The sequence below is a fragment of the Haemophilus influenzae genome (assembly GCF_019703545.1).
In the GTDB taxonomy this organism is placed as follows: Bacteria; Pseudomonadota; Gammaproteobacteria; order Enterobacterales; family Pasteurellaceae; genus Haemophilus; species Haemophilus influenzae_E.
This window is the reverse complement of the sequence record NZ_AP018771.1, coordinates 1,022,641-1,035,312: the sequence shown is the minus strand read 5'-3', so window position 1 is coordinate 1,035,312 and position 12,672 is coordinate 1,022,641. Positions and strand designations below refer to the sequence as shown.

Genomic DNA, 12,672 nt, shown 5'->3' with positions numbered 1-12,672 from the left:
TTCCCTATTTAAAATAATTTTTTGCATTGTTGAAACAAATATCTTCAATCATTTTACCCAGTAATGAAATGTCATTTGGCGCTTCACCTTTTTCAACCCATCCACCAATCATTTCACATAAAATACGGCGGAAATACTCATGGCGAGTGTAAGATAAAAAACTACGTGAATCAGTTAGCATTCCAACAAATTGACTGAGTAACCCTAATTGAGAAAGCTGTTGTAACTGACGTTCCATTCCGTCTTTTTGATCGTTAAACCACCATCCAGAACCAAACTGTATTTTCCCTGCAATACCATCGCCTTGAAAGTTTCCGATCATACTAGCGATCATTTCATTATCTCGAGGATTTAAGCAATATAAAATAGTTTTAGGCAGTTGATTTTCCTTATCCATTGCATCTAACAAACGAGAGAGGGGATATGCATAAGCTCGATCACCAATGGAATCAAAGCCACTATCTGCACCGAGTAAAGCAAACATTCGACTATTATTGTTACGTATTGCACCAATATGCATTTGCATTACCCAGTGAAGTTTACAATATTCCGAAGCCAACCAGACTAAAATTGCAGTACTAAATTGAGCGATTTCTTCTTCCAAGAGCGGTTGATTTTGCAAACGTTTTTGTAAAATACTATTCAATACTGATTCATCTGGAATAGCTGAAAAACGGACAATTTCCATACCATGATCAGCAGATTTACAACCTTGAGCATCAAAATATTCGAGACGTTTTAACAACGCTTTTTTTAAATCTGCAAACGTATAAATATCTACATCTGCAACTTCACTTAACTGTACAAGGTAGTCATTAAATTGTGGCAACTCAATTTTGAATACTTTATCAGGTCGCCAACTTGGTACAACATCAATATCAAAACTTTCATCATTCTTGATTGCTTGATGATATTGCAAAGAATCAATGGGATCATCTGTTGTCCCCACTAATTTCACGTTCATTTTCTGCATAATGCCTCGCGCAGAAAATTCAGGTTGTTGCAACATTTCATTACATTGATGCCAAATTTTTTCCGCATTTTGCGGATTAAATAACATATTGGTTATACCAAAAGGACGGCGTAATTCTAAATGTGTCCAGTGATAAATTGGATTACCAATACAAAGAGGGACTGTTTTCGCCCAAGCCAAATATTTTTGATAGTTAGTAGCCTTCCCTGTAATCAATTCTTCTGGTACTCCAGCTGTACGTAAGGCACGCCATTTGTAGTGATCACCCTCTAGCCAAATTTCAGCTAAATCATTAAATTGACGATTTTCCGCCACTTCTCTTGGATTTAAATGACAGTGATAGTCAAAAATAGGTTTATTTTTGGCATAATCATGATAGAGAATTTTTGCAGTATTCGTTGAAAGAAGGAAATTTTCATCCATAAATGATTTCATAATGTTACCTTTGAATGATTCTGTAAATAAGAAGAAGGAGATTCCCCTCTAAAAGAGGGGATAGATTATTATTTATTTATTTTCTCCAATTCACGAGAATTATTATCGACAACTTCTTTTGAAAGTGGATACCAGAAAGTTAAAATAACAAAAATTGCAATGCAAGAGATTGCAGGAACCAACGTTGCAACATTATAAATTGAATTCAGAGTTTCACTTGATTGACTTGGCACATTAGGCATATAACCTACCAAACTTAATGCAACACCACCTAATCCGCCTGCAAGTGCTTGTCCAATTTTACGTGCAAAAGAATATACCGCATAAATAGTACCATCTTCACGGCGATGTGTTTTCAGGAATTGGTAATCAATAATATCAGTAATAAACGCCCAAATAATCACCATAAAATAATTGAGTCCCAATAAAGAAATGAAAGCAATTGCCATATATAACCATACATCGGTTGTTTTAACTCCGAATAGAATAAAATATCCAATTCCAGTGAGCAATAAAGCAATCGATGCTGATTCTTTTTTACCAAATTTTTTCACCAAGGTTTGTGCAAACGGTGCAACACAGAAAGAAGCAATGACAGGTAATGTTCCACCAATAGATAATGCAAATTTACTATTAAAGTAATCAATATAAAGGTATGGATTCATTGCACCGATAAGTAAATTAGCTAATAGTAAAATGATGGCAATTAAAATAAAAATTTGTAATGGTTTATTTGAAAAAAGACTAACAAAAATAGCTTTGACATCTCCAAAACACTCATTTCTATTATGTCTGCGCCCTACTTTTTCTGGCAATTGAATGCGCTCAACTGAATTTCTCCAGCAGAATTGATACAAATAAAATGCGATGAGCATTAAAACACCCATAATAATAGTAAACATCTCTGGAATAATAATTTGTTTACCATCCACATTTTTATAAATCAATAACGGAACAATAAAAGAAATTGTTAATAGCGCAATATTGGCACCAATCGAACGGAATACAGATAGAGAAGCACGATCTTCAGGACAACTACTGATAACGCTTGCCATTGAGCCATAAGGAATATTAACCGCAGTGTAACAGAAACTCCCCCAGATAATATAAGTAATGCTCACATAAGCTAATTTGGCTGGATATGACCAATCTTTTACAACATAAAGAAATAGCAAGAAACCAGATAAACAGACAAATGGTGCAGCACGTCTAATTATTCCTTTAAAGCGCCCTTCTTTAAAAGGCTTCATAGTATCAACTAAACGTCCCATTCCCATATCAGTAAAAGCATCTAATACACGTGATATTAAGAAGAGTAACCCAACAACATACCCTGGAATTTCTAATACATTGGTATAAAATAGCATAAGAAAAAAAGCTGACATCATAAAGCTCATATCATTTGCGATGTCACCTGTCATATAGGCAATTTTATCTTTGAGACCAAAAGGTCTTGATTCTAATGTGTTCATAAATTTATCCTTGTATGGTTAAATATAACTATCTTTAAACCCACAATATGCATCAACCGGGCTTACGCCTTTAAAATCAGAATAGCCCATTAATTTTTCTACTAACATTTCCATCGTGTCTTGTTTTCCATCATAGGCATTAATGTAAGTTTTAACTTGAGGAACATCTGCCAAATGGAATGGACATTGCACAGAAACAAAAATCGTTGGAATTTCATGCACATAGAAAGGTATATCCGGCGTGCCTTTAGTTGCTTGCCACACGATGCGCTGTACGGTACTCATATGTACATTTGCTACATTAATAATCAGATCATATTGACCAACTAAATCAGAGATTGGACGTTTTTGGGAGTATTCGTTGCGAATCGCTTGTACTTGTTCTTCATCGGGAAGAGCTAGAATATTATCCATCGGAGACTGATAAATTGAGACGGAAAAACCTTTTTTAGTCAATTGCTCTTGTAAAATTTCAATGGCACTTTTTGAGCTTCCTGCGACCATTTTTCCAAAGCCTCCCTCAACCCCTTTAATATTCACTAATAACACTCGAGGGTGTTTTTCAGGCGAAATCGGGAAAATTGCTTGTTTATTTTTAACAAGCGTAATCGCTTTATCAGCAACTTGACGGAAAATCGCTTTATTTTCTGGCAGTCCAATTTTTGCCATAGCAGCTTCTTTTGGAGGTAGAATTTGTTCTTTTGGTGTCTTATGCAAATTAAGTTTCGCTTTAAAACCTAATATTCTGCAAAGAGCATCATATAAACGTGTTTCAGTAATGACACCATTGCGGTATCCATCCATCATATAAGCAAAATCTTCATCTGGATCATTGAAGAATAAGAATAAATCACAACCAGCAGCAATAGCTTGAGGAACAAGTTCACTACGTTTCATGCTTGATGTCATTGCAACCATATGGCTTGCATCAGTAACAATTACACCATTAAACCCTAATTTTCCACGCAATAAATCTGTTAAAAGCGGTTTAGAAAGTGTAGCAGGCAAGCACTCTTCATCACTTAATTCTGGAGAAAAATATTTCTCATAACTTGGTAGATGAATATGCCCCGCCATTATAGAAGGCAACCCTGCATCAATTAACCCTTGATAAACTTTACCGAATGTTTCATCCCATTTTTCACATGAAAAGTCATTAATGCTAAAGGAAAGATGCTGGTCTCGCTCATCAACACCATCTCCTGGGAAATGTTTAGCGGCAGGTTGAATACCACTTTCTTGAATGCCTTTCATATAAGCAAGCGCCATTTCCAATACGGTATCAGGATCAGAACTAAACGAGCGGTTAGAAATAATAGGATTGCGCCAGTTATAATTAATGTCCACAATTGGGGCAAAACTCCAGTTACAACCAATAGCCGAAGCCTCAATCCCCGCTACTCTGCCCATTTCATAGGCATAATGAGCATCTTGAGTCGCAGCAATTTTTATTTGAAGACCAATTTCCGTGCCATCTGTACAAGCACCATTTCCGCCCGCTTCAGTATTTGCCGCAATCAAAAGCGGAATTTTACTCTTCGTTTGCAAAATATGATTTTGTTCATAAACCTCTTCAGCCTTAGCTGGGTTATAACGCACTGCTCCAATATGATATTTATTAACCATATTAGTTAAATATTCTTCTGAACGACTTGAACCCATATTGACAAATAATTGCCCAATTTTTTCTTCTAAACTCATATTTGCAATGGTATTTTCTACCCAAGCAATTTGTTCAGCATTGAGATAAAATGGTTTTTTACTTAAATCAACAGTCATATTTGTCTCCTTAATTATTTGATTGTGTATTCAAATTATGGTGGAACTGTTCAATCAATGTCTGCTGGTATCCCGTATCAAATTGACCATAAACTAATTTTCCTAACGCCTCTAAAATTAATTGCTGCCAAGACTGACTTTCGAAGCCACATAAAATAGGGAAAAAACATACATTATTTGCCATTGCTGAAAATAAATCACCAGGTGAATCGCCCACCATCAAGATATTTTCTGGCAGATAGCCATATTTTTTCAGCTCGTTTAGGCTATCTGCTTTACTACCTTGATCCTGTCCAAAAATAATATTAACGCTCTCTAATAAATGGTATTTTCCCCACTCATCAATAATGGCTTCATTATTAGCTGCACTCACTACGGCAACATCCGCAAATCTTTTAATAAATGCCAGATTTTGCTGCACATTAGGAAACGTTTTAAATTCTTCTTTGAGCGTAATAATACTTTGATTAACTTGTTCCGACCATCGCAACGCAAGAGTTAGATCCTCTGATGGTGAAATCTCAATCTCTTGTTTCAAGGCTCGATTAGAAAGCTCTTTAGTGCGACTCACCCATGATTTAAATATAGAAATGTCGCCTTGATATCCATACTCTTCGAGAGATAACACTAAGCCTTTAAAACGATTACAACCTCGTGTTTCAGAAAATAAATTAATTTTGTTCCATAAAGAAAGAAAACGCTCTCTATCTTCAATATGAAAGGTATCTACCGCACAAGGCCCAAAACATTTTTCGTGTTTAAGATTCATTGTATCCATTGCACATCCATCAGAATCTACGCAAACAATAACCTCTTTTTGCTTACTGAAATTTTGCATTTTTTCACCTAATTCACTGTCACTAAACACCACTATAAGCAGAAAAACCACCATCAATTGGCAATACCACTCCATTTACAAAGCTTGCGTAAGCTTCATCAATTAAAAACAGCACACCACCAACAAGTTCATCTGGTTCACCAAAACGTCCCATTGGAGTATTGGTTAAAATTTTATTTGCTCGCGGTGTTGGTTTTCCTTGTTCATCAAAAAGTAATGCTTGATTTTGGTTGCTCACTAAAAAACCTGGAGCAATAGCATTGCAACGAATGCCCACTTTTGAAAAATACACTGCCAGCCATTGGGTAAAGTTACTAATAGCGGCTTTCGCACCAGAATACGCAGGAATCTTTGTCAATGGAGTAAAGGCATTCATACTAGACACATTTAGAATGTTTGCACCTTGTTTACCAATCATATCTTGAGCAAAAACTTGAGTAGGTAAAAGTGTTCCTAAGTAGTTCAAATTAAACACAAACTCGATGCTTGATTTATCTAAATTAAAAAATGTTTTGGTATTTTCGTTAAGATTAAGTTGATGATATTCGTTATCTGTAGTCGCTTTCGGATTATTACCTCCCGCACCATTAATTAAAATGTCGCAAGTACCAAAATCCAGCATAATTTGTTCCCGAACTACTTTTAGACTATCAATATCCAATACATCCGTTTTATATGCTTTTGCTTTCCCGCCTTGTTGGTTAATTTCATCAGCAACAGCATTAGCCGCATCAAAGTTAATATCTAATAAAGCGATGTTAGCTTGTGTATGAACCAACTGCTTAGCTAAAAAGGCACATAAAACTCCACCTGCACCAGTAATAACGATGAGTTTATTTTTAAGATCATGTTTTCTAGCAATTGACATAATTCCCTCTTCCATAAATGATTAACCACTGACCAAATGGTACACAACCAAAATAAATTGGTAAACCGATTTATTTCAATTTTGTGACATACATCACATTTTTAAGAAAACAATCTTGCATATTCTTCTAGAAAAGAGAGAATTGGTTTACCTGATAAGTATTAATGTAAATCATGTCTAATTGAAGTAGATGAAAGTAACTTCGGTGGCACACGCAAACGTGAGCGTGGTACGGCCAGCAAAGTGGCTGTATTCGGGCTTCTTAAACGTAATGGCAAGGTTCATACCACTGCCAATACTTAATCGGCAACACAACTTCCGATTATTCGAGAGCAAGTAAGGCTTGATAGCATGGTTTACACTGATACTTATCGTAGTTATGATGTACTTAATGTGAGTGAATTTAGCCATTTTCGTATCAATCACAGAATACATTTTGCTGAAAATCATAACCACATTAACATTTGGGGAATCAAGCAAAACGCCATTTACACAAGTTTAACGACATTCCCAAATGTGCATTTTGAACTATATTTGAAGGAATGCGAATGGCGTTTTAATTACAGTAACATTGAATCCAAAATTTTCATTTTAAAACAAAATGTTAAGTATGCATCACTATAGTTATCTAGTACAACCCAAAATAATAATATTGATAAATGTTTTTTACATATTGCATTTAACGTATAATTGGTAAACCAAAATACAAAGATAGGATTAAGAAATGATGCTCAGTGACTTACGCTCCTATAAAAAAATAGGAAATGAATTAAAAGAACAACTTGAAAATCACCAATATCAAATAGGCGATAAATTGCCGGCAGAACGTGATTTAGCTAATTATTTCAATGTGAGTCGAACCGTAATTAGAGAAGCCATAATTATGCTTGAATTAGAAAACCTTGTTGAAGTACGCAAAGGTTCTGGAGTGTATGTGATTGCATTGCCACAACGCACTGCAAGTAATGATGAATTTTTAGATAAGGTTGATGTAGGCCCTTTTGAACTTTTACAAGCTCGCCAATTATTAGAAAGTAGTATGGCTGAATTTGCTGCATTACAAGTGACAAGAGCAGATATTACTAAATTAAAAGACATTCTAGCAAGAGAGCGAAATACTCTTGAACAAGGTGATGAAGATTATGTGGCAGATGAAGATTTTCATCGCACTATAGCAGAAATAACTCAAAATGAAGTTATCTTACAGATGCAAAAAGCATTATGGGATCTTCGTACCAATAGTCAAATGTGGAAGGGTTTACATCTTCATATTCCAAATCAAAGTTATCGTCACCTTTGGTTACAAGATCATGAAAATATTATTACAGCCCTGCAGAAAAAAGATCCTGCAATGGCAAAAAAAGCAATGTGGCAACATTTAGAAAATGTTAAGCAAAAACTTTTTGAATTATCTGATGTAGATGATCCTAATTTTGATGGTTATCTATTTAATATGAGCCCAATTGTTGTTGATCGTTAGAAAACTATAGGAGTTAAAAATGGAACAAGCATGGCGTTGGTATGGACCAAAAGATCCTGTTTCTTTATCTGATATTCGTCAAGCAGGCGCAACTGGTATAGTCACTGCACTTCACCATATTCCTAACGGTGAAATATGGCGTATTGAAGAAATTAAAAAACGCAAAACTGAAATAGAGAATGCAGGTTTAAGCTGGTCAGTAGTGGAAAGTGTACCAGTTCATGAAGAGATAAAAACTCAGACTGGAAATTATCAAAAATGGATTAATAACTACAAACAAACTCTTCGCAATCTTGCTCAATGCGGAATTGACACTGTTTGTTACAATTTTATGCCTGTTTTAGACTGGACTCGTACTGATCTCGCTTATGAATTACCAGATGGTTCTAAAGCATTGCGCTTTGATCATATCGCTTTCGCAGCATTTGAACTTCATATTTTAAAACGTCCTGATGCAGAAAAAGCCTATAATCAAGAAGAACAAGTTGCAGCAAGAACCTATTATGACAAGATGTCAGAGCAAGATATAACGCAATTAACGCATAATATTATTGCGGGCTTACCTGGGGCAGAAGAAGGTTATACTCTTGATGAATTTCAAACTCAATTAAATCGCTATAAAGATATTTCACCCGAAAAATTCCGTACGCATTTGGCTTATTTTTTAAATGAGATCGTACCTGTTGCCCAAGAAGTAGGAATCAAAATGGCGATTCATCCAGATGATCCTCCACGCCCAATCTTAGGCTTACCACGCATAGTTTCAACTATTGAAGATATGCAGTGGTTTGTAGAAACTCAACCATTACCAGCAAATGGTTTTACAATGTGTACGGGTTCTTATGGCGTACGCTCCGATAATGATCTCGTAAAAATGATAGAACAATTCGCTGATCGTATTTACTTCGCACATTTACGTTCTACTCAACGTGAAGATAATCCACTAACCTTCCATGAAGCAGCTCATCTAGAAGGAGACGTAGATATGTTTAATGTGGTAAAAGCCTTATTAAATGAAGAATATCGTCGATTAAATCAAGGAGAAACGCGTTTAATCCCAATGCGCCCAGATCATGGGCATCAAATGTTGGATGACTTACGTAAAAAAACCAACCCTGGCTACTCTGCCATTGGTCGGTTAAAAGGCCTAGCTGAATTTCGCGGTTTAGAGATGGCACTAAAAAAAGTGTATTTCAATAAGTAAAAGAAAAAGTGCGGTCATAAAAAACATTATTTTTATCGACCGCACTTCTAATTTATTTTATCAATCTTCTCATTCGAATATTGATCATTTCGACCACAACAGAGAATCCCATTGCAAAATAGATGTAACCTTTCGGGATGTGAATATCCAAACTTTCTGCAATTAAACTAATTCCCACTAAAACTAAGAAGGCTAAAGCTAGAATTTTCAAGGTTGGATGCGTATCTACGAAATCGCCGATTGGTTTTGCTGCAAACATCATCACGCCAACGGCAATCATAATCGCCAAAATCATCACAGGAAGGTGGCTTGCCATACCCACCGCTGTAATGACAGAATCTAAAGAAAATACAATATCTAGCACAGCAATTTGAATTAATACGCCAAAATAACTCACTTTGTTTTTGCTTTCAGAATTATGGTGTTCTTGATGATTTATTGCCTCTTTAATTTCGCCTGAACTTTTCACAATCAGGAATAAACCACCGATTAATAAAATCAAATCACGCCCAGAAATTTCTTGATTAAACAGAGTAAATAATGGCGCAGTAAGTTTCATCATCCAAGCCAGTGACATTAAAAGTAAAATTCTTGTTAGCATTGCTAAACCAAGTCCAATAATACGACCAAACTGGCGTTGGCTTTCAGGTAAACGCCCAACTAGGATACTAATAAAAATAATATTATCGACCCCTAAAATGATCTCCAAAGCAGTAAGTGTCGCAAGTGATATCCACGCTTCAGGATCAGTAATCCATTCAAACATAATTTTTCCTATAATAGAGTTAAATAGATCCGAAAGTTCGGATCATAATGACTTTATGATGAAAAGCAATCGTTATTTACATTTAAGAGATAATTGATTAATCGTTTTTGAGCGTTTCAAAAATCGTTTCAGCAAGTTTAAGGGAAATTCCTGGTACAGAGGCTATTTCATCTAAGGTCGCCTTTTTCACACCTTGTAAACCGCCAAGATATTTCAGTAAAGCCTGACGACGTTTAGCACCCACACCTTCAATCGTTTCTAAACCACTTTGTGTAAAGGCTTTTTGACGTTTTTTACGGTGTCCGCTTATTGCGTGATTATGACTTTCATCACGGATGTGTTGAATCAAATGCAATGCCAAACTATCATCAGGCAAATGAATTTCGCGGTCTTGTTTGCTGATGATCAGTACTTCCTGCCCTGCTCGACGATCCACACCTTTTGCCACGCCAATTAAGTGCGGTCTATTTTTATCCCATTTTACTTGAAGATGTTGGAACACGTTCAGCGCACGATTTAATTGCCCTTTTCCACCATCAATAAAAATAATATCAGGAATTTTATCTTCTTCTAAATCACGCTCATAACGTTTCTGCAACGCTTGTTCCATTGCTGCATAATCATCCCCACCAGTAATGCCTTCAATATTAAAACGACGATAATCAGATTTCAGTGGGCCTTCTTGATTAAAAACAACACAAGATGCTACCGTTTGATTTCCCATCGTGTGGCTTATATCGAAACACTCCATACGCTTAATTTCAGGGAGATTTAACAGATCACACAACGCTTGATAACGCTCTGACATTCGTGAAGATTGTTTAAGTTGTACATTTAAAGCCGCTTTAGCATTAACTTGTGCGAGCTGTAAGTATTTACTCTTATCGCCTTTTACACTTTCTTGAATCGTCACTTTTCTGCCTGCTTGCTCCGTAAGAAGTTGCTCAAGCTCTGATTTTTCAGCTAATTGACGATCGACAATAATACTATTTGGGATACTTCGCCCTTGATGACCTTGTAAATAAAATTGCCCCACAAAAGTTTCGGTAAGTTCCGATAAATCCGTATTGGCAGGGACTTTTGGGAAGTAACTGCGATTGCCTAGCACTTTTCCTTGACGAATGAACATCACTTGTACACAGGCTAAACCGTGTTGGTAAGCGATGGACATAATATCCATATCATCTAAACGTTCATTGGATACAAATTGTTTTTCAATAACCGAACGCACCGCCTGAATCTGATCACGATAACGAGCCGCCTGTTCAAAATCTAAATTTCTGCTTGCCTGCTCCATTTTCCCGATTAAATAATCTAACACCAGTTGATCTTTGCCTTGTAAAAATAAGCGGGCTAATTCAACTTGCTGATTATATTCTTCATCAGAAACATATCCCTGTACACAAGGCGCAGAACAACGCCCAATTTGATATTGTAAACAAGGACGAGAGCGGTTGGAATAAACGGAATTTTCACATTGTCGAACAGGGAAAAGTTTTTGCAAAAGTGATAAGGTTTCACGCACGGCGCCTGCGTGAGGATAAGGCCCGAAATATTCACCCGCAAATTTTTTAGACCCACGATAGGACGTGATTCTTGGATGACGTTCTTTGGTTAATAAAATAAATGGATAGGATTTATCATCACGCAATAATACGTTATAGCGAGGCTGATAAAGCTTGATAAAATTATGCTCTAGCAGTAAAGCTTCCGTTTCAGATGAAGTTAGCATGGTGTCAATATGATGAATTGATGCCACCAACGCCTCTGTTTTTTTACTACTCAGATTTTTACGAAAATAGCTTGAAAGACGTTTTTTTAGATCCTTTGCTTTCCCAACATAAATAACCTGATCTTTATCGTCATACATACGATAAACACCAGGTTCGTGAGAGACATCAGCGAGGAATTTTTTGTAATTGAACATAGAATATTTTACCAATAACAAAAGACATCTTGCCTTCCCCTGCTTTCGAGGGAAGGAGCCTAAAGAGCTGAAGGGGGCTTGCGATGTTAAATTTATCCCCCCTCAGCCTTCGGCAGCTCCCCCCGCAAGCAAGGGGAGCCAAACATTTAATCCTTCGCCAAAATCAGCCGCACTTTTTCCAAATCTTCAGCAGTATCCACCCCCACTGCAGGCACTTCTTTCGCAAGCTCCACATGAATGCGTTCGCCGTTATATAACACACGAAGCTGCTCAAGTTTTTCTAGATTTTCAAGTTGAGTCGGAGCCCATTGCACATATTGTTTTATGAAACCAGCACGATATGCGTAAATGCCAATATGACGTAAGTAAGCGTCCGCAAGCTGTACTTTCTGAACATCCTGTAAATTCATAAACTGATCACGATCGTAAGGAATAACCGAACGGGAAAAATATAGCACATAGCCGTCTTTATCCGTCAAAACTTTCACTGCATTTGGATTAAATAATTCCTCAGCATCATGAATTTTTACCGCAAGACTTGCCATATTGACATTAAATTTTGCTAAATTATCTGCCACTTGTCGCACGATAACGGGAGGAATCAAAGGCTCATCGCCTTGAATATTGACAATGATTTCATTGTCAGGAATCGCTAATTTTTCTACAACTTCCGCTAAACGTTCTGTACCAGAATTATGATTAACCGAAGTCATGCACACTTCTGCACCAAAACTTTTAGCAACATCAGCCACATTTTCATTATCGGTGGCAATAATCACTCGGTTCGCCCCAGACTGCAGTGCTTTCTCAAATACATGTTGAATCATTGGCTTACCCGCAATATCAGCAAGCGGTTTTCCAGGCAAACGACTTGATGCAAAACGAGCAGGGATAATCACGGTAAATGACATAATTTATTCCTTATTCTTT

The 12,672-nt window shown here is 36.5% G+C and carries 11 protein-coding genes; 3 read left to right on the top strand and 8 right to left on the bottom strand.

The features are described from left to right. Positions 1-4: 4 nt before the first annotated feature. The 5 genes from uxaC to K6J66_RS05135 all read right to left on the bottom strand — a co-directional run bounded on the left by uxaC (position 5) and on the right by K6J66_RS05135 (position 6,365). Complete coding sequence (gene uxaC / locus K6J66_RS05155) at positions 5-1,408, bottom strand: glucuronate isomerase (RefSeq protein WP_038439609.1); 1,404 nt, start codon at positions 1,406-1,408, stop codon at positions 5-7. Positions 1,409-1,476: 68 nt separating this feature from the next. Next, positions 1,477-2,880: an MFS transporter gene (locus tag K6J66_RS05150; RefSeq protein WP_038439608.1), complete on the bottom strand. Its 1,404-nt coding sequence runs from the start codon at positions 2,878-2,880 to the stop codon at positions 1,477-1,479. 18 nt (positions 2,881-2,898) lie between these two features. Next, the gene (locus K6J66_RS05145; protein WP_038439607.1) at positions 2,899-4,659 is read right to left on the bottom strand and encodes a glycoside hydrolase family 3 protein; all 1,761 of its coding nucleotides are present in this window, start codon (positions 4,657-4,659) and stop codon (positions 2,899-2,901) included. 10 nt (positions 4,660-4,669) lie between these two features. Then, a complete protein-coding gene (locus K6J66_RS05140) occupies positions 4,670-5,497 on the bottom strand; it encodes an HAD family hydrolase (RefSeq protein ID WP_038440236.1) in 828 nt (275 codons plus the stop codon). A 22-nt stretch (positions 5,498-5,519) separates the two neighbouring features. Next, positions 5,520-6,365 (bottom strand): SDR family oxidoreductase, encoded by an 846-nt coding sequence (locus K6J66_RS05135; protein WP_038439606.1) that lies wholly within the window; start codon positions 6,363-6,365, stop codon positions 5,520-5,522. A gap of 321 nt (positions 6,366-6,686) precedes the next feature. On the opposite strand from K6J66_RS05135, the gene K6J66_RS05130 reads away from it, so the two are divergent. The 3 genes from K6J66_RS05130 to uxuA all read left to right on the top strand — a co-directional run bounded on the left by K6J66_RS05130 (position 6,687) and on the right by uxuA (position 9,049). Beyond that, positions 6,687-6,989, top strand: coding sequence for a transposase (locus K6J66_RS05130; protein ID WP_370684008.1), 303 nt, complete (start codon positions 6,687-6,689; stop codon positions 6,987-6,989). 100 nt (positions 6,990-7,089) lie between these two features. Beyond that, a complete protein-coding gene (locus K6J66_RS05125; RefSeq protein ID WP_005672670.1) occupies positions 7,090-7,845 on the top strand; it encodes an FCD domain-containing protein in 756 nt (251 codons plus the stop codon). 19 nt (positions 7,846-7,864) lie between these two features. Next, a complete protein-coding gene (uxuA, locus tag K6J66_RS05120) occupies positions 7,865-9,049 on the top strand; it encodes a mannonate dehydratase (RefSeq protein ID WP_038439604.1) in 1,185 nt (394 codons plus the stop codon). A 52-nt stretch (positions 9,050-9,101) separates the two neighbouring features. Here the strand turns inward: uxuA and K6J66_RS05115 are convergent, their stop codons facing one another. The 3 genes from K6J66_RS05115 to kdsB form a co-directional block, all read right to left on the bottom strand. Next, positions 9,102-9,815, bottom strand: coding sequence for a TerC family protein (locus tag K6J66_RS05115; RefSeq protein ID WP_038439603.1), 714 nt, complete (start codon positions 9,813-9,815; stop codon positions 9,102-9,104). Positions 9,816-9,912: 97 nt separating this feature from the next. Continuing rightward, entirely contained in the window at positions 9,913-11,742 is a 1,830-nt protein-coding gene (gene uvrC, locus K6J66_RS05110) for an excinuclease ABC subunit UvrC (protein WP_038439602.1), read from the bottom strand. A gap of 146 nt (positions 11,743-11,888) precedes the next feature. Next, on the bottom strand, positions 11,889-12,653 hold the full coding sequence (gene kdsB, locus K6J66_RS05105) for a 3-deoxy-manno-octulosonate cytidylyltransferase (protein WP_038439601.1): 765 nt from the start codon (positions 12,651-12,653) through the stop codon (positions 11,889-11,891). Positions 12,654-12,672 lie beyond the last annotated feature (19 nt).

Excerpts from the sequence above, each read along its gene's own strand:
- uxaC (WP_038439609.1), bottom strand. The coding sequence starts at position 1,408 with ATGAAATCATTTATGGATGAAAATTTCCTTCTTTCAACGAATACTGCA.
- K6J66_RS05150 (WP_038439608.1), bottom strand. The coding sequence starts at position 2,880 with ATGAACACATTAGAATCAAGACCTTTTGGTCTCAAAGATAAAATTGCC.
- K6J66_RS05145 (WP_038439607.1), bottom strand. The coding sequence starts at position 4,659 with ATGACTGTTGATTTAAGTAAAAAACCATTTTATCTCAATGCTGAACAA.
- K6J66_RS05140 (WP_038440236.1), bottom strand. The coding sequence starts at position 5,497 with ATGCAAAATTTCAGTAAGCAAAAAGAGGTTATTGTTTGCGTAGATTCT.
- K6J66_RS05135 (WP_038439606.1), bottom strand. The coding sequence starts at position 6,365 with ATGTCAATTGCTAGAAAACATGATCTTAAAAATAAACTCATCGTTATT.
- K6J66_RS05125 (WP_005672670.1), top strand. The coding sequence starts at position 7,090 with ATGATGCTCAGTGACTTACGCTCCTATAAAAAAATAGGAAATGAATTA.
- uxuA (WP_038439604.1), top strand. The coding sequence starts at position 7,865 with ATGGAACAAGCATGGCGTTGGTATGGACCAAAAGATCCTGTTTCTTTA.
- K6J66_RS05115 (WP_038439603.1), bottom strand. The coding sequence starts at position 9,815 with ATGTTTGAATGGATTACTGATCCTGAAGCGTGGATATCACTTGCGACA.
- uvrC (WP_038439602.1), bottom strand. The coding sequence starts at position 11,742 with ATGTTCAATTACAAAAAATTCCTCGCTGATGTCTCTCACGAACCTGGT.
- kdsB (WP_038439601.1), bottom strand. The coding sequence starts at position 12,653 with ATGTCATTTACCGTGATTATCCCTGCTCGTTTTGCATCAAGTCGTTTG.